The organism is Candidatus Poribacteria bacterium (assembly GCA_026706025.1).
Taxonomy (GTDB): Bacteria; Poribacteria; WGA-4E; order WGA-4E; family WGA-3G; genus WGA-3G.
In genome coordinates this window covers 132,208-151,393 of record JAPOZO010000050.1, presented here as the reverse complement: position 1 = coordinate 151,393, position 19,186 = coordinate 132,208, and the positions used below count along the sequence as shown (strand labels likewise).

Here is a 19,186-nt window from a genome sequence, read left to right as displayed (position 1 = left end):
TGTTAAAATTTAACAAATTTTTCAATAATAATTACATCTTCTGCACCGATGCGGGCGATCTCTGGATAACCTCGCGATTCCTGACTCACCGATAAACGATTCACATAGTTGCCTATCTGAAGTTTTAACGGGGCAAAATCCATCGCAATAATCACAGCCGATAACCTGCCATTCATCCCAGCGTAAGCACTCCCCCGCAGTGTACCCAACACAACGATGTCTCCACCTGCCTTTACTTCACTGCCTGAGTTGACATCCCCGTAAATAATAAGACTCCCTTGTGGAAATTCCTCTGTCTGCCCAGAACGAATTGTGTGTGCTACTATCCGAGAGGGTTCACTGTCCCGAGAGGGACGGGTATCCGTCGGGGGCGATATGACATGCGTCGTTGGCGCGGCAGCGATAGGCGGCGAAACCGGTTCATCAGCGACTTCGACACCACGCACTGTGAGATCATAGGTTTGCTGAAGCTTCGAACTGAGAAGTTCGATCTCCTCCTCTTTCAAGGTTGGAGACTTAAGATCAATTTGCACCGATGCCCCCGCTAAAGAGCGATTCATACGCGTTATTTCCTGCTCGATCGCAGCTTCAACTTCTGATATTGATAGATGGGGCCTGATGATCAGGTGCAAGCCATCTCCATAGGCTCTGAGTACCACAGTCGAATTTGCCATTTTGCTATTCATTCCCAACTTCAGTAGTATTGCGGTTAATCTCGGGGGCGAGAGTTTCGATGCTAATTGACGTCTGGTATTAAGCCTTTTCCAACTGCGCTAAAACGTAAGGGCCTTCAGGAATCGCAGCAATTTGGACATCTTCCCCGTAGCGGGCTAAAATTTCGTCTATACCTGCCTGCGCACTTCTTAACGGATGCACGAACAGTTTTGTCCGCTGGTGGTAAGGGATGCCGTCGGTATAAAAATAAATATCTGCCTTCCGGGCAACTTTCGCTAATTCTTCAAGTTGCCACTGATCAATAACAAAGTTTGCTGGATTGTAAAGCCCTTGGACAAACGCCGTTAAATCATCAGTCTTAAAAATTAGGTCGGTAAACGGTTTGCTGCCGATACCTTCGCTGCACGCCGCAACAAGCAAGATGCTACCACCCTGCCTTACGATTTCAACAGCCGTAAGTAAACCTTTGATCGCTTGATAAAATGTTGTGTCCAATGGATAGCCTGCACTGGAGACGACGACTGCGTCCGCTGGTGCTGGTAGTGTAACCTTTGCCTGTTTTTCCACACATGCCGCACCGACACGATGCGATTCAACCATATCGCCCGCGAATACGCCCGTGATTTGACGGTGCTTGTCAATCGCAACGTTCAGGTTGAAATCAACACCCGCCATCAGCGCAATTTCGGTCGCTTCCATGTGAAACGGATTTCCCTCTAAAATGCCGACTGCCGACTTCGGATGTTCCATGAGTTCGGGCCCGTGCATCACCTTCATTGTCTCAACAGAGGCAACCCCTGGACAGATCGCTTTCCTGCCACCAGAATATCCAGCCATCAGGTGCGGTTCAATCAAGCCCGTCGTGATCTTCAGGTCCGATTCGAGGTAGGTGTTATCAATATGAACGGGTGTGCCGTTTCGGGTCTTGCCTAAATATGCGTGCTGATCTGGTTTCTGGGAAAAATGGTTGACAATACGGTATGTATCCATAATATTGCGGCCAACCATCTCTTCGAGCTCTTCCCCAACATTAGGGCGGTGGATACCCGTCGCGATGAGGATAGTGATCTTTTCGCGTGGAATACTCGCTCGTTTCAGCGTTTCCAATATAGGTGGGAGAATGACCTTATTTGGCACGGGGCGCGTCACATCTGAGATGACAATACATGCCGACTCGCGACCCCTGGCAAGTTCAGCCAAAGGTGATGAGGCAATCGGTTGCGCAATCGCCTCTCGAACCGCGCTATCTTCATCCGATAACGGAGCACTTTCCGAAATTTCAAGAACGCCGGCAACGTTCTTATCAGGAATCTCAATCGGTAATGTGCCGGTTCCGTATCTCATTTCCACTTTCATGTCAAGCGTGTCCCTTCAACCTGACGCAATTAAAGGCAAATATTCACGCAAACTGCGCGAAAATACTATCCCTTTTTACAATTATACTCGTTTTTCAGAAAAAATGCAAATTAATTTCGATTAAAATCCATATTTAGTCATATAAGACCTAAATTTCTCCGCATTTTGTTTGTTTTTTTTTTATCTTCGGAACTCAATTCCAAATTTTTCGGAACATTAATCAGAGTTCCCGCCTATAACTGAAAAATGTCAAGTTAATTGTAAAATCCACCATAAATCGACCTTCTTCCTAATTCAGACACTTGACTTTTTGGGTTCAACGTGTTAGAATCTTTTACCAGAACTTGTATGTTTAATCGCGCGGATTGCCGGAAAATCTAAATACGGAACGGAGAACAAACAGCCATGCAACGCATTGAAGTTACTACCAAACCAAACGGTGCCGGACGCAATTGGTTAGAAGTCGGTCATTTTCAAACAGATGCACTCGATCGCAAGCAGTGGGTTAAAAAGAACGTACCCCATCAAGATTCAAAACTAACCGTAGATAGACAGTACTCCGCCCGTGGTGAAACTATTGATTGGATCGTCATTATCCCTGAGAACTACCCTTTCACCCTTGTCAAGGTTACCTATGATCGACTCAACCCAAAGAAACTTGAAGTGCTCTGGGATCCAGAGGATGGCACCCCCGAATCCGATGATGCCCGTGAAGGCAAAATTAAACGCGTTTTTGAACTCGCTGCTGACAATGACGAATTGACAAATCTGCTCAAGGATCTCCTTTCAAACTAATATCCAGCGCGCTGCATAGATACCAATTTAGGTGTCGTAGGTTGGGTAGAGCGGTAATGAAAAGTCTAATGCGGTATACGAAACACACGTCGCATCTAACATACCTGCGTATCCACCCAAGAATAGAGCGAAACCCAACTTTATACTACATTTACCAACCATAACGTTCCGGTCCCCACGGTTTGGTAATTAATTCCTGCTTCGCCATCACCATCGTTTTGCTCGGTACATCGTCGTACAAAATAACCCCGGGTCCAACAACACTATAAGAACCGATCCGCCGCCCCGGCATAATTATCGCGTTCACGCCGGTCCGGCAATAGTCACCCATATAGGTCGCGTTCGCACCGTAGGGCGGGATTTCGTAACGGCCTTCTACCTCTATCGGGGTATCCTTATCATCGAATCGGAGCGTTCCGCATACCGTTGCTGCGCCAATATCCGTCGCACATCCAAAAACGCCGGACATTTCGCAATAATGATACAGATAGACCTTATCGAACAGGACACCTGCCATCTCGGCACCGTGCCCAATAATACACCGATTACCGATGGCACTGCTGTCGACATCGCAATAATCGCTGATTCTGCACTGGTCTCCGACGAAGATCTGCCCGTGTAAAATCGCGCCGTTTGTGATATTATTATTCGCACCTGCGATGAGCGTGCCGTTGACGACAACGCGGGGGCCAATCACGGAGTTTTTTCCCAACACAACGTGTCCGTTGATTTCAGCCGCATCCGAGATTTTCGCACCATCTGCTATCTGATCTGCCGTAACCTGTTTTGCAAGATAGTCAACACACCGATTGTTCGCTTCCAACACGTGCCACGGTTTATCGACATCGACGAAGAAGTCCGCTGTCTGAACTGCCAATACAGTCCTTCCGTCATCCACCATCAGTTGTAAAGATTGCGCGATTTCGGATTCAGGCGGCGGCATGCCACCCACAGGTACACTTGTAACGATGCCGGGGTTCCTTAAGAGGTAGGGGGTCGCGTAGCTCGTAAAAGCGTATACGCCACAAAGCCGATGTGAACCGCCGCGCGGATGCCCTTCAATACCGTTAAGTTTTAGAACACTCCTGTTTTCGACAGCCTCCGTCCCGATACCCGCGCAAAGCCAGTCGCTTGCGTCTTCATCACCCAATCCTTGCACGAGTGCTGCGGCTTCTACGTTGTGTGATCGAAATTCTTCAATAAAGTTACGGAGGTTATCAGCCGTGGTTACAGTATCACCGTAAACGACGAGATACGGTTGATCTTCGAGGTGTTCAAGTGCTGTTAGTACTGCACTCGCGGTGCCGTCAAGCGAGTGCTGTGTGACAAAAACGGTGTTCGGTATATCGGCAAGCGCACCACGCACCTGTTGCGCGTGGTGCCCCACAACAACGATAATTCGCTGACAGCCTGCTTCAAGCAAATTTTCCACAACTCGGCGAACGATCGGCTTATTAGCGACAGGAATTGTGCATTTCTGTCGAAATTCACCATAGGGCCAGACTTTGCGTCCTAATCCTGCAGCGAGAACAATAGCGGTATCCATTTTAAGGTATTCCTAATTTCCTCCATGCGATATGCTGGTTCGTAAATTTTGCCAAAAACTCTAAATCCGGATGAGGCGTATCCAGCTGTTTCTGGTATGGGACGACACCGACTACTGCGATGCCCGTCAATTTCTCGATTTCGACTGGGTTTGTCGCTTCAGCGAGTCCGGCACTCTCTGAACGGAGCCCATTAAGCACAATACCCGCAATTGGGATATTAAACTGCTGAGCGAATGCGACGGTTAAAAGTGTGTGGTTGAGTGTACCTAAACCAACAGTGGCGACAATGAGTATCGGGAGTTTGAGTTGCTTGATAAGTTGGGCAACGAGAAAATCGTCGCGGATTGGCACCGCAATCCCACCGACACCCTCCACTATCACGAAATCGTATCGCTGTTGGAGTTCAGCGAAAGCAGTCTCAACGCGGGACAGGTCTATTTCTATATTTTCCATCCTCGCTGCAACGGACGGTGCCAAAGGATGCCGGAGATGGATTGGGTTAATCAGAGAGAGGTCATCGTCAACCTGTACAGCGTGCTTGAGAAACCGTGCATCAGCAGTATCACCACTGCTAATCGGTTTCATCACGCCTACGTTTGTCCCCGCCTGTTTGAGCGCAGCAGCGAGACCGCCAGCGATCACAGTTTTCCCAATTTCTGTCCCTGTGCCAGTAATAAAGATGCCTCGTGTCATGCTATTATTATACGTCCAACAGCACTTTTCGTCAAGGATTCCGTTTTCCATTGGCTGGATGTAGTTCACAGCGCAGCAAATAATATAGTGAACCTAAAAATGAAGAAACACTTTACATCCCCCGGTAGGTTCGGTTTTGCGGCGTACACGCCTGCCCCCTGATAAGGGGGGATAAAGGGGGGTGTTTTTGCTGGGGTGTTTCTTGCGACCTGCATCCTAACCGAACCTACACAGAGTGTTCTATTAATTCTAAACTTTACTATAAATGTCGTTCTCTGAAAACTTATAGTAAAATTTAGAGTTAAAAATAAATTAACAATATAATAACACTTGTGCGATAGCGGTTTTGCTGGGGTGTTTCTTGAGAGCGGTAGGTGGATTTTAAGAGAGAGTAGGTAAGTCGTAAAAATGTTACACCAGTGTAACATTTGATGTAAATTGATTATCGGTATAAAGCCAGTCACTGTAAGGGTTTAGAGGCAATTTTGCTGTTGCTTGTCATTTTGAAAAAAAAATAATTTGGCGAAAAGTGTAACATTTGGTTTGGTTGTCAGTCAATCGTCGGCAACGATTTATTTTTGCTATCCGGTTTTGAGGGTGCTCATCAGAATCTACGCGCTATACGCCTTTAATACCTTAGATATTTTTAATTAATTCGAGTATATGTATATATGATAACATATATAATATGAGAGTTCAAATTTATTTTTTCGGGACGGCTACAAAGCGTGATAATGCGCGTCGCATGTGTACGAGTCCGCTGCAGCTCGGAATCTGAACTGTGATTGATGGGATTTATATGATTTTCGTGATAAGACGTCGAAATGAGTGGCTTTGCCCATTTGATGTTTTGACTGGATTTTTTCGTTGAAATCTGTTATTGTTTTAACTTATTGATAGTATTACAAAAAGAAGGAAGCCTATGGCAAATTATCAAGAACTGGCAAATCTCGTTTGGACTGTAGCCGATGATGTACTCAGAGGACTGTTCAAACCACACGAATACGGCGACATCACCCTCCCGTTTCTCGTGCTCCGCCGATTGGACTGCATCTTAGACGAAGACGATCGAAAAGATAAAGCGATCCAGACCTACAATCAATTCAAAGATCACGTACCTGAAGAAGCACTACCACCGATTATCCTCAAAGAGATAAACGCCAGTTTCTATAACACCTCCCAATACGACCTCTCTCGACTGACAGAGGACCCGACCAACATCCATCTCAACTTTGAGAATTACCTCAACGGATTCAGTCAAGACGTGCGCGACATCATTGAGAACTTCAATCTCGATCGGTTTATTGAGCGATTGAACCAAAACAACCGGTTGTTCATCTTCTGTGATAAGTTTACTGAGGTCGATCTGCACCCAAATCAGGTAGATAACCGCACGATGGGACTGGTCTTTGAGGAACTGCTCCGCAAATTCTCTGAGATGTCCAACGAAACCAGCGGGGAGCACTACACACCGCGGGATGTCGTGCAGTTATTGGTCTCGCTGCTGTTTGCGGAACACCGTGAAAACCTGCGCGAGCAGGGCGTTATCCGCAGTATCTTTGACCCGTGTTGTGGGACAGGCGGCATGTTGACCATAGGGAAGAAATACTTCCGCGAGCAGATTAACCCCGATGCCGATATTCGGCTGTTAGGTCAGGAACTGAACGCCCAAACCTATGCAATCTGTAAGTCGGATATGCTCATCACCGGAGAGGATCCCGACAGTATCCAACACGGCTCCAGTCTCTCTAATGACCAATTTCAAGGGCAACGCTTTGACTATATGATTACAAATCCGCCCTTCGGTGTGAGTTGGAAATCCGATGAAGCCGCGGTGAAAGCGGAAGCACAAACCGCCAACGGCAGATTCTCTGCCGGTACGCCGCGTTCCTCGGATGGGGCGTTGTTGTTCCTGCAACACATGCTTTCCAAGATGGAAGACCGCGGGAGCCGCGTCGGCATCGTCTTTAACGGATCGCCGCTCTTTACGGGTGATGCCGGTAGCGGTGAGAGTGAAATCCGACGATGGATCATCGAAAACGACTATCTGGAGTGTATTATCGCGCTGCCCGAGAAACTCTTTTTCAACACCAGTATCGCCACCTACATCTGGATCTTAACAAACCGAAAATCCGAGGCACGACAAGGTCATATCCAACTCATCAATGCCGTTGACTTCCACGACGAGATGAAAAGGAATCTCGGAGCCAAGAACGCTCTCATTTCCGATAGCCATATCCGTCAGATCGCCGAACTGTATACCAACTTTGAAGAGACCGAACACAGCAAAATCTATCCAAACGACTTTTTCGGCTACACGAAAGTGACGGTTGAGAGACCGCTAATTGAAAAGCAAGAAATTCTCGGAGAGGAAACAGAAGTCATTGTCACGGATAAGCAAGGCAACCCGAAACCGGATACAGCACTGCGTGACCATGAACGCGTTCCGCTCACGGAAAATATCGAAGATTACTACCAACGCGAAGTCAAACCGCACGTACCAGATAGTTGGATAGACAGGAAAAAGGATAAGGTCGGCTACGAGATCAACTTCAATCGGTATTTCTACCAGTACACACCGCTGCGATCACTCAAAGAGATTGCCGATGAAATACTGGCACTGGAGCGGAAAAGTGAAGGCTTGCTGAATGAGGTGTTGGGGTTATGAAGTCTCTGGTATAAAGAAGGGAATAGAGTAGATCGGGATTCATAATTTACATGGTAAAAAGTAGAAAGTGTGGTATAATATTTTAAGGTTAAAAAATTTTAATCTTCATCCGCTTTCCCAGATGTAAACGGAGGAAATCATGGCGATAAATGCTGTCCAAACATACCTTAGTCCAGAAGAGTACATCACTTTAGAACGTAAAGCAAAACCTGACGCGAACACAGTCAGAAACGAATACATCCAAGGTGAAATTATCGCTATGTCCGGTGCAAGTTTTACACATAATCTTATTAAAGGGAATATCTTTGTTCAACTTCACAATCGCTTGACAGAAAGCAGTTGTGTCGTTTTTGCGAATGAAATGCGTGTCGGTATCCCTTCAGCAAAATCCTACTTTTACCCTGATGTAGGTGTCGTCTGTGACGAACCGCGTTTTGAAGACGATGTTTTTGACACACTTCTGAACCCGATTGTTATTGTAGAGGTACTCTCCCCGAGTACCGAGGGCTATGACAGAGGTGAAAAATTCTCGCGCTACCGACAGCTTGATGCCTTGAAAGAATATATCCTTGTTTCACAAGATAGCGTGAACGTTGAACGTTTTCTGCGAAAGCGTGATGACTGGAGTTACACTTTCTTTCAAGAACTTGAGCAGCACCTTCCGTTAACTTCTCTTCAGTGCGAATTACCCTTGCAGGAGATATACGGGCGCGTCACATTTCCTGAAGCATCTGAAGGCGCAAACTAAAAGTTTTGCGGCGTACTTGAAGAAACGCCCCAGCAATACGCAGAAATACCGGATTTAGTCTGGGAATAGACTAAATCCATTCCTTGTATTACATTGCAAAAACACCCCAGATGCAACGTGCATCACGCTAAAAAAGAAAAAACTAAATGCCTCTGACTCGCTCAGCAAAGGGTCTTGAATATGGAGATAGGAATGTGATGATGGAACGATTTAGAACGTGGCATGAAATTTTAATAGAACGTCTTTCTGATCCAGAAGATGTTATCGGCTACCTTGAAGTTTCTCTTGAAGAATATTTAGAGGATGGCGACAAGGCATTTTTTCTTAAGGGAATAAAAAATGTTATAGAAGCACAAGGTGGGATTCTTAGCGTTTCAGAACGAGTTGGTATTGATCCGAAGTTTCTTTCAGACGCTATAAACAATGGATCCATGCCCCCTTTTCATATCCTTCGTTCAATTTTCACATCTTTTGGAGCGGCGTCTCTCATTAGCAAAATCTGAGAAACGCGTGGCTTTCAGGAATCAAGATGCAGATTCTACCGATGAAAAAGATTGGCACAATCAACACGAATGGTTGGTTGATATGCTTGAAAAATTCTATGCGGTATTTCGGCCGCGACTTGAAAAACTAATGATGAGGGTTTAGATCTTAGCGTTCAGTCCCGTAGGTTGGGTTGAATGGCGTTGAGATCGGACGTTGATATGCCATACATACTTGAAAATCAATATCCAGTCATATCTATCCACGAATGGAGTGAAACCCAACTTTACGCGCCCAGCGTCCAGGAGACTTCAAAGCCAAAGCGTTGGGTTTCACTCGGTCTCTGATGGATGTGGTGTATCTGGAGAAAGTTGTGTTTTTCTATGATTTTCACGGTTTTGGTGGTCTCCGTTCAACCCAACCTACAGGAACTGCATTTTTTCTATACTCATGTTAACTTGTATTGTAACGTCCAATGTGTTAGAATCCAAGTTGAATGGACAGCACTCAGAGGAAAATAATATGATAAAATCAACAGCAGAAACGCTTTTTGAAAAAGGCTTTGAGCAAGGCTTTGCAGTAGGATTTGAGGAAGGCAGAATAATAGGCAAAACAAAAGTTATTCAGCAAGACATTATAAAAAATATTGCAAAAATTGTTGAACAGGGCATTGCAATAGATATTGAGCGAGACATTGCCAAAGACATTGAAAAAGTTATTGAGCAAGCCAAAGCAAAAATTATTCAGAAGGGCATTGCAAAAGACATTGAAAAAGTTATTCAGCAAGCTAAAGCAATAGGTGTTGAGCAAGACATTGCAAAAGACACTGATAAAACTATTGAACAGGGCATCGTAATGGGTATTGAGCAGGGCATTGCAAAAGTTATTGAGCAAGCCAAAGCCGAGATATATCGTGCTTGGCACGCAGATTGGGAAAAACGAAGACAGGTAGCAGCAGAAAAAGGACTCCCCTTTAACGACCCGCCGCCACCAAATCCTAATAATAACAACTCTCAAGAATCAATACCTTCGCCAAAAATGGACGATCCTTCATAACTACAAAACACAATCATAAGTGTCAATTTAAGAAAAACAACCGTCTCAGACCCAGGCCCGGTAGGTTCGGAATGTAATACAAGGAATGGATTTAGTCTATTCCCAGACTAAATCCCCTAACCGAACCGGATACTCTGCGGAACCCTTGAAGACTTCAAAACCCTCTTCAGTCCCGTAGGGTTTATTTCCTTGGGGTCTTTGATAGGGTGTTTCTGCGGATTTCTTAAGAATGTCTATAACAGCGTTTAGCGAAAAAGGCCTATCGAATACAAGAAACACCCTCACTCAGCGTTACGGTATTGACACCGGTCGAATTTGAGTAAAAAAACTTGTCTTAACTTTGCTAATTTTGTGGTCTGAATAAGCGATGGCACTTCATCCGATGGCAGTACACAGTCGAAAAGCCTAAGAAAAAGGTAGTATCTGAAAAACCTTCATTGTAAGAAAACGTACGAAACTAAAGAGGAAAATAAGATGAATACGAAAGAATATATGGAAGAGCTGGGACAGGTTATGAATGAATTTCCACTTGGCACCAAAGTTATTTGTTTCAATGAAAATAACTCTCATAATGAAGTTGGGCACGTGGACGCGTATTTATCAACATCTGATGGTACGAGTATTAGAGTAATAACTCTAAATAGATCAATAGATGGTCGCACATATCAGAATACATTCACAACACATTTTAGCAAATTTAAAAAAGCTGAAGATTCGGATATAGATTGTTTGCCTAAAGATAAAAACGAACAAAAGAAGGTAATGATGGAGTACACAGCGAAAATTCTCAAAATTACCCGTTTACAATCTGGTACCACACCAATGTATGGTCATTGTAAAAAAATAACGAGCCCCTATAGAGAAGCAAAAGATCTTCAGCCTAGTCTTTATGATTTTTTAATAGAGGCAGAAATTATTTCTGTTAAACACTCTAATTTAAAAATAAAAACGTCTTGCTTTACGACAATAGGAGTGCGTTCAACGGAGGAAGCACGAAAATTCGAGGAGGTATCTTATATTAAAAAAAGGAGTAAAAGATTTGCATCATTAATAACAATTTGCCGTATGATGGATTTAAGAGTAGGGGAATTAATCCAATTTTCTTATCCCGAACCAGAAACTGAACCGGAACCAGAATATATAGGGAAGTATTACAATCTTATTAGGTGTAAAAACCAACCACTTACTATAGAGGACTTCAAAAACAAATCGTACCCTTCAAAAATAGATAATACGCTAGAAGACACGGATGTAAGATTAAGTGTATATAAAAAAGTAAAAATAAATTATCTAAAAGAAGTATGGTTTAGATTACAAGGAAAATACCGTTTTCTTATAGACATCAAGCAAAAACTATTCTACAGAAGAAGAAGTGTATTGGAAAAAGTCAAATTAACCGTGGGCATAGCAGGTCTTGTTATATTTTTTATCTTTTCTTTAAATCCAACGCTTTTAACCGAGCCTGGATACCGTTGGATATTCATAATTACAACGGTAATAAGTGGTTTGAAAGAGTTTTTCTAACTATCTTTACCCCAAGTTACTACTAACGAATTTTAGGTGCTTTGACGAGGTTTTTCACGCACTTTCCCACCCCACAGGGGGGTACGTCTATAGAAAACGGCATATTCACGCGGCTGCACCCCGTAGAGTGCTATGTGTATAAAAGGTGGTAACTTGCGTTATCCTTAGTATAAGAACAAGAGTCAGGTGGATTAAGTGAACAATATTCGTGTTGATATACGCCTTCGACCCATTCGGTTTGGATTTTTGGTTCGTCCGGATGATAAGAAAAAGATAATTGAGATTTTTCGTATCAATACATGTTTGTGGGGCGGTATATTCAACCCTATTATCCCTTTTTTTAACCGCGTACCATCTTGGTGGGAAAGACACGGTTTTCGTTTTGAAAACGCTAAGCAAATTATCAACGGTTATCTTGATTTCTTTGAACCCGATTTCCTTGTTGAGGCAGAGGAAGGGTTAGCGGATGGATTCGGTTATGATTCAGAGAGGGTACTACAACTTTCAGATATTCTGGAAAAATCAGAAGAAGAACGTTGGAATAAATTCGGTTTGAGCGTTCATGATCTATATTCGGAGTTGTATCAGGAAGAATTTCGTTTTGAACTTCGTCATCAACGCAATATGGTCCATGTCGAGCCAAAAGAGCGTGCTTTTGTGGGTTTTGTTGCTGCTAATTTCGGCAGCTTTCCAACTCAAGAAGGACTTGGGTATTTTGAACATAATTACAAAGGTGTATTCAACCCGGAGCATAAATTATTAGATGCTGCTGTGCTCTCAGAATTGTATCAATCTGGATATAGTTCTGCTGTAGGGATATGTTGTGCAAAACTTCGGATAGATTTTCATGATCTTGGAGATATCAGACTATTCATATTAGACGCAAAAAAATCGAGAGACCTTGTTGATTTCTGGAATTTACGTGCGGTACATGAACATGTTCTCCCAGTTCCTATTCAATGGATTAAGGAGCTTTCACCGTTTTGTAAGAAACTCATTCTGGATAATTATCACTCTCTACGCGGTGATGCAGAAAAAATTAGGCTCAGTCTTACCTCAATGTACTCACGTTCTATACCTGAGGATGACATAGAAGAAATACATAGGAATTACCTTCGTGTTGATAAAAAGGGTGCTAACACAATACAAACGTGGTACCCATCTATTTGGGGCAAAAAATCAGAAAAGATATTTAGAACCACACGTCCAACCTTGGAAGCTGAGAAAAAAAACATGGATGTACAGATCAGCAGGGATAATCCTGAAATTCGATTTGATACCCTTTTTCCAGAATTTGCCAATGAATATGGCAATCAATATCGTGTGGCAAATGTTGTCAGGTTACAAGACTGGGGTTATGCAGATCAGATAACGACAGTTTTTCCGTGCGATTATAGAAACCCCATTTTTCCCAAATTCAGATTCAGAATGGAACCACTTCTACCGACTACCGAAGGGTTGGTTATTTTCCCTAAATATAGGGATTCTTCCGAGCAATGGGACTTAGTTGATGGAACCACTGCATTTAATCAATGGCTTAATGGCAAACAAGCGTCTGCTACCCTTTCTGATGCAGGTAGCGCAACACAGCAGATAATTGAGACCTTGGGAGGCAGTGCAGGGGTCAGCTGCATAGCCCATAAGGGTGTTATTGAGTTGCTCAATGAAATATCAAGAAGGTCCATTACCAAAACCGCCCATTATAAAGAATTTGAGAACAAGATTGGTAATGCAATCGGTAACAAGAATTGGAAAAAGAGAATTTTTGAGAATTTGGTGGAACGAAAGGTTGTTGAGCTCGGATTAGAACTAAAATGTAGTAAGTGCAGCAAGTGGAGTTGGTATTCAATTACGCAGCTTGATTACTTATTAACCTGTAGTTTCTGCTTAAAGCAATTTGATTTTCCTATCACTAATCCCATAGGTGGCAAACATGCCAGATGGGCTTATCGCCTAATGGGACCGTTTGCTCTGCCTGACTACGCTGGAGGAGGGTATGCAGCAGCCTTGGGAATTCTTTTCTTTGCAAGCATTATAGGCAGAACAGGTGGATCAAAGGTGGCTTGGTCGTCTGGTCAAGAGTTGACGTTACCCATGGGTGAGAAAGTAGAAGTTGATTTTATGTTATGGTATCAGCGCGAAGAGACATTAGCACTTAATTATCCTACTGAGATGGTGTTTGGCGAAACTAAAAGTTTCGGTGAGGAAGCCTTTACACCAGACGATGTTAATAAAATGAAATTATTGGCAGAAGCGTTTCCGGGCTCCACATTAGTGTTTGCTACGATGAAAGATAAGCTTTCTCAGAAGGAAATTAACCGTATCAGAAAATTAGCACAATGGGGACGAAGGTATGATAAGGACAGAAAGCAGACGCGTGCCCCGGTGATAGTGCTTACAGGCACAGAATTGTTCGCGGAAATGTCTTTAGAAGAATCATGGAAGGAAAAAGGAGGGAAACACAAAAACTTCATAGGTTCGGGATGGGTAAGAACTGAGAATCTAAGGGTCTTTGCTAATCTCACACAACAACTATATTTGGGAATGCCATCGTATGACTCGGTTATAATGAAAAAAATGCGAGAACGTGAAGCAAAGAGAAAAAGGTTAACACAGTCAAAAACCTAAAACAGTTGCTGATAAGATGTTGGTCCTCGAGAAGGAAAGTAAAAACTTACTGCGAGGACGTGTAGAATTATGAAGCGTTATCCTGAATATAAAGAGAATGGTGATAGTTTGAAGGGGGCGGTATGAGTTCATGGCGTAACATAACTGTTGGTAATTTGGGAGAGGTCGTCACGGGATATACTCCACCAACAAAGAACGCGGAGTACTTTGGTGATGTCTATCCCTTTATTACCCCGACGGACATAACTATAGATTCTCGCACCGTTCAAACTGAACGCTTTTTGTCCCAGGAAGGCTATGAATATAATAAAAATCGCTTGCTTCCTCCAAATGCTGTTTGTGTTACCTGTATTGCAAGCATCGGCAAGATTTGCATGACAACCGTTCCCAGTGTGACGAATCAACAAATAAACAGTATTGTGGTGAATGAAAACAAACACAATCCATATTTTGTCTATTATCTCCTTATAACCAAAACAGATGTCCTTCATAGTGTAGCGAATAAAGCAACAACTCCTATTGTAAATAAATCAACTTTTGCAAGTATCAATGTTTGTGTGCCTCCACTTCAAACACAAACCCAAATCGCCACCTTCCTCGACCGCAAAACCGAACAAATCGACGAACTCATCCGCATCAAAGAACGACAGATAGAACTGCTGCAGGAACAACGCACTACACTGATAAATAAGGCTGTGACAAAGGGACTTGACCCGAATGTGGGAATGAAACCGTCGGATGTGGAATGGATTGGCGAGATACCAGCACATTGGAAAATAGAGAAAATAAAACACGTTGCAACTCTTGTAAGTGAAAAATCTACTCCTGAGACAGATGCCATAAAAATTTCACCTGAAAATGTTGAATCGGAAACCGGCAAAGTCCTCGATTTTTATAGTTCTTACGATGCAGTTGGTGTGAAATTTCAAGATGGGGATGTGCTATTTAACAAAATTCGTGTCTATCTTAGCAAAGTAGTCTTTGCAAAATGTGATGGGTACTCTCTTGGTGAAATGATAGTCATAAGACCTACTTTACAATGTATGAATAAATATCTTTTCTATTTGATGCTATCCAATTGCTTCATTGAATACTGCGATTCTATATCTTACGGGGCAAAAATGCCGCGAACGGCTGTTGATGATATTCTGAATACAAAAATCCCTATACCTTTAGATCAGGAGAAACTCCAAATCGCTAACTTCCTTGACGACAAAACCGAGCAGATTGACGAACTGATAGCCGCAGAGCAGCGAAAGATTGAACGCCTCAAAGAATACCGTCAATCCCTCATCTCCGAAGCAGTGACCGGCAAGATAGATGTCCGAAACGAAGTTTAGCCCCTATTTTTTTCATTCGGCGTGCGATACAGGGGTACTCAATTGTCCGTTTTTTCTGTTGTCCTTTTCGCAGGTGTTAATACTTAATATATGTTATGTATTTTCAAAAAACCCTGAAAAATTCGCAGCCTATCGCAGCCTGTCGCAGCATTTCGCTATATAACGTTGATTTTTTGGTGTTTCTATGTTATACTTTTCAAGACCCAAAGGAGTTAGAAACAATGGCACAGACAACAGCCGAATTTCTCATCGAACAAGGCAAAGCGGAAGGCATCGAACAAGGTAAAGCGGAAGGTAAAGTGGAAGGTAAAGTGGAAGGTAAAGTGGAAGGTATACAGGACGCAGTCCTCAAACTCCTGCAGCTCCAATTTCAGAACGTGCCGGAAACGCTTTCACGTGAAATCCGCAACATCCACAACCTAACACGCCTCGACACACTCTTAGAACAAGCCATGACCGCGCAAAGTTTAGAGGAAATAGATACGCATTCCTCCTTGAAGTCGACCTGAAGCAATTGATAGGATGATAACTCGGAGTTACGGGACCCTATGATGCAGCAGCAACCTTCATCTGCTTAACAAGGTTTAGACCATGCCGACGTATACAGAACAAAGATTTGAAGATCACATCGAAGCACATCTGAATCAGTCGGGCTACCGGTCATTACAATCTCCCCATTATAATAAACCCCTCTGCCTGATACCCAATGAGACGCTACGGTTTATTCAGATGACGCAACTCGAAGCCTATCAGAAACTGGAACGTCAGTACAAGGAAGACACACCGCAGAAACTCATGCTTCGTATCAGCAATCAGGTTAAGAGTCGAGGCGTGCTGGACGTGCTACGGAAAGGCATTAAGGATCGCGGATGCGCCTTTGATTTGACCTACTTCCGTCCGTCGAGCGGCATGAACCCCAAGCACAAAGAACTCTACGATCAGAACCGATTTACTCTGGTTCGGCAACTACATTATTCAGAGAAGAACGAGAAATCGCTGGATATGGTGCTGTTTCTCAACGGTCTGCCACTGGTGACGATGGAGCTCAAGAACAGCCTCACCGGGCAGGTCTTCACGGATGCGGAGAAGCAGTACTGTACGTCCCGGGATACGAGGGAACCCTTGTTCCGATTCAAGCGGTGTCTGGTTCACTTTGCCGTGGGCAACGAGAAAATTTCCATGACAACGCACTTGCTGGGAGGCAAGACACGCTTCTTTCCGTTTAACAAGGGTATCGAAAACCCTGTGAACCCGGACAGTCACAAAACCGCTTACCTCTGGGAGGACATCCTACACCCCGATAACCTGATGGCGTTAATCAACAACTTTATCCATGAGCAGGAAACTGTAGAAAAGGTCTACGACGACAAGATTAGTGCGGTGAGAGATGAAAAATCCCGTGTCCTCGTTTTCCCGCGATACCATCAACTTGATGTGATTCATCAATTGGAGAAGGCTATCAAGAAAGAGGGAGTTGGAAATAACTACCTTATCCAACACACTACAGGGAGCGGGAAGTCGAACTCCATCGCATGGTTGGCGCACCTGCTGACGCATCTGTACCGTTCCGAGACCCATACCAATCGGATTTTCGATTCCATCATCGTTGTGACAGATCGACTGATACTTGACAAGCAGCTTCAGGACACAATTAAGCAGGTAGGACAGGTTGAAGGTGTGGTTCATGCTGTTGACAAGAATTCAGTGCAACTCAGGGGTTTCCTTGAATCTGGCAAAGACATCATCATCTCGACGATTCAGAAATTTAGCGTGATTGCCGAACAGATCGGCAAACTCAAAAGCAAGAAATTTGCTGTGATTATCGACGAAGCACACTCCTCACAGAGCGGTGAAGCAGCAAAAAACCTCAGAGTTTCGCTTTCAAAAGGGATTGAGGAAGACATAGATGATGATGACCCCGATCAGGTAGAATCAGATATAGATACTAAAATCCTTCAACAGATGGAACAGCGCAGGATGCAGGATCATATCTCCTACTTCGGTTTCAGCGGCACACCGAAAAACAAGACCTTAGAACTGTTCGGACGGAAAAACGAAGAAGGTATATTTACCCCATTCGACACCTATTCAATGCGCCAGAGCATCAGCGAAGGCTTCACACTGGACGTGCTGCAGAACTACACCACCTTTAAGCGATATTTTGAACTCGTCAAGAGTGTGCCGGAGGATAAAGAGTACGAGAAGGCGCGGACACTCCGGACACTAACCAACTACGTTGACCTGCAACCCCACAGCATTGAGACTAAGACCCGGATTATGCTGGAACACTTCACCGCCCGCACCGAAAAGACAATTGGCGGGAAGGGACGCGCAATGCTGGTTACATCGTCCCGACTGCACTGCGTCAGATACAAGCAGGAATTCGACAGACAGATGAAAGAAATGGGGCTGCCCTACGGCTGTCTGGTGGCGTTTAGCGACACCGTGCACGACACCGACAACGGGCAGGACTACACGGAAAACGGGATGAATGCGTTACCACCAAGCACCTCAATTGCCGATAGCTTCAAGGAGCCGCAGTATCGGATTCTAATTGTCGCCAACAAGTTCCAGACAGGTTTCGATGAGCCGATGCTACACACGATGTACGTTGATAAGCGGTTAGATGGACTACAATGTGTTCAGACCTTGAGCCGTCTGAACCGTGTCGCTACCGGTAAGACGGATACGCTGGTACTCGATTTCGTGAATGAACCTGACCAGATACAAGCCGCATTCCAACAATACTATCAGACCGCGACGCTTCCAGAGGAAACCGACCCGAATCGGTTGTATGACCTACAAAGCCAACTGGAGGGTTTTGACCTCTACAATGAGGAGACTCTCAACGAATTCTGTGAAGTCTTTTATGATGCTGATAAACCTGACGAACTTCTACAAGGCGTTCTTGATGAGGTCGTCGAGAGGTGGGCAGCACTCGAAAGAGATGACAGGGAGGGATTTCGTTCTAACTTACAAGGTTACATTCGCTGCTACGGATACATCTCACAACTTATTACCTTCACCGATGTAGCCTTGGAAAAGTTGTATATCTTTGGGCACAGTCTCAACAAGAAGTTGCCGAAACGGGAACACTCCGACCTGCAAGGTCTTATCGAGTCTGTGAACTTGGATTCGTTTCGCATACAGAAAATGCATGACAGTCTACAACTGCTCCTTGAAGCGCAGGATAGTGAGGTCGCGGGAATTGGCAGCGATGTCGCCCCCCGCACGGAGCCTGAGCAGGATTTCCTCTCCAATATCATTAACGCCCTGAACGATGCCTATCAGACAGATTTCACACCGGAAGATAAGGTTGACGTTGAGACTATTTACCGAAAGGTTTGTCAGCACGAAGAGCTCCGAAAAGTGATCAAGGCAGATAATACGGAGACTAACAAAATACGTAAGTTTGATGATGTGATTGATGAGATTTTATTGAGTTTCGTCAATAGTAAGTTGGAACTCTACAAGAAATTATCAAAATTAACGAATCCGGAAGTCAACGCAGATCTCAAGCGTCAACTCTATCAAGTCTATCGTGAGCAATCGTCCGCCGCCTCCCAATTACGAGATTGAAACCCATAATTAGCAATCAGCAATCAGTTATCAGTTGTCCCTACTTGGTTGTCAGTTAACAGCGACTTGTAATCGGCTTTCTTATCATGGAAAT

The 19,186-nt window shown here is 44.1% G+C and carries 14 protein-coding genes; 10 read left to right on the top strand and 4 right to left on the bottom strand.

What is annotated here, in order from left to right:
* Positions 1–2 precede the first annotated feature (2 nt).
* Positions 3–674 carry a hypothetical protein gene (locus OXH00_10800; protein ID MCY3741499.1) on the bottom strand — a complete coding sequence of 224 codons (672 nt, stop codon included), beginning with the start codon at positions 672–674 and terminating at the stop codon, positions 3–5.
* Between the two features lie 79 nt (positions 675–753).
* Positions 754–2,019, bottom strand: coding sequence for a nickel-dependent lactate racemase (gene larA / locus OXH00_10795; GenBank protein MCY3741498.1), 1,266 nt, complete (start codon positions 2,017–2,019; stop codon positions 754–756).
* A 417-nt stretch (positions 2,020–2,436) separates the two neighbouring features.
* On the opposite strand from larA, the gene OXH00_10790 reads away from it, so the two are divergent.
* Entirely contained in the window at positions 2,437–2,826 is a 390-nt protein-coding gene (locus OXH00_10790) for a hypothetical protein (protein ID MCY3741497.1), read from the top strand.
* A gap of 151 nt (positions 2,827–2,977) precedes the next feature.
* On the opposite strand, the gene OXH00_10785 is transcribed toward OXH00_10790, so the two are convergent.
* The gene (locus OXH00_10785; GenBank protein MCY3741496.1) at positions 2,978–4,372 is read right to left on the bottom strand and encodes an NDP-sugar synthase; all 1,395 of its coding nucleotides are present in this window, start codon (positions 4,370–4,372) and stop codon (positions 2,978–2,980) included.
* 1 nt (position 4,373) lies between these two features.
* Positions 4,374–5,117, bottom strand: a complete 744-nt coding sequence (gene bioD, locus OXH00_10780; protein ID MCY3741495.1) for a dethiobiotin synthase — start codon at positions 5,115–5,117, stop codon at positions 4,374–4,376.
* An 871-nt stretch (positions 5,118–5,988) separates the two neighbouring features.
* Here bioD and OXH00_10775 point away from each other — a divergent pair.
* The 9 genes from OXH00_10775 (at position 5,989) to OXH00_10735 (ending at position 19,092) form a co-directional block, all read left to right on the top strand.
* Positions 5,989–7,734, top strand: a complete 1,746-nt coding sequence (locus OXH00_10775) for a class I SAM-dependent DNA methyltransferase (protein ID MCY3741494.1) — start codon at positions 5,989–5,991, stop codon at positions 7,732–7,734.
* A gap of 139 nt (positions 7,735–7,873) precedes the next feature.
* Positions 7,874–8,482 carry a Uma2 family endonuclease gene (locus OXH00_10770; GenBank protein MCY3741493.1) on the top strand — a complete coding sequence of 203 codons (609 nt, stop codon included), beginning with the start codon at positions 7,874–7,876 and terminating at the stop codon, positions 8,480–8,482.
* Between the two features lie 146 nt (positions 8,483–8,628).
* Positions 8,629–8,985, top strand: a complete 357-nt coding sequence (locus OXH00_10765) for a hypothetical protein (GenBank protein MCY3741492.1) — start codon at positions 8,629–8,631, stop codon at positions 8,983–8,985.
* Between the two features lie 502 nt (positions 8,986–9,487).
* On the top strand, positions 9,488–10,021 hold the full coding sequence (locus OXH00_10760; GenBank protein MCY3741491.1) for a hypothetical protein: 534 nt from the start codon (positions 9,488–9,490) through the stop codon (positions 10,019–10,021).
* A 474-nt stretch (positions 10,022–10,495) separates the two neighbouring features.
* Positions 10,496–11,545, top strand: a complete 1,050-nt coding sequence (locus tag OXH00_10755; GenBank protein MCY3741490.1) for a hypothetical protein — start codon at positions 10,496–10,498, stop codon at positions 11,543–11,545.
* A gap of 195 nt (positions 11,546–11,740) precedes the next feature.
* A complete protein-coding gene (locus OXH00_10750) occupies positions 11,741–14,173 on the top strand; it encodes a hypothetical protein (protein ID MCY3741489.1) in 2,433 nt (810 codons plus the stop codon).
* Positions 14,174–14,295: 122 nt separating this feature from the next.
* Positions 14,296–15,513 carry a restriction endonuclease subunit S gene (locus tag OXH00_10745; GenBank protein ID MCY3741488.1) on the top strand — a complete coding sequence of 406 codons (1,218 nt, stop codon included), beginning with the start codon at positions 14,296–14,298 and terminating at the stop codon, positions 15,511–15,513.
* A gap of 221 nt (positions 15,514–15,734) precedes the next feature.
* Complete coding sequence (locus tag OXH00_10740; GenBank protein MCY3741487.1) at positions 15,735–16,022, top strand: hypothetical protein; 288 nt, start codon at positions 15,735–15,737, stop codon at positions 16,020–16,022.
* Positions 16,023–16,104: 82 nt separating this feature from the next.
* The gene (locus OXH00_10735) at positions 16,105–19,092 is read left to right on the top strand and encodes a DEAD/DEAH box helicase family protein (GenBank protein ID MCY3741486.1); all 2,988 of its coding nucleotides are present in this window, start codon (positions 16,105–16,107) and stop codon (positions 19,090–19,092) included.
* The last annotated feature ends 94 nt before the right edge of the window (positions 19,093–19,186 follow it).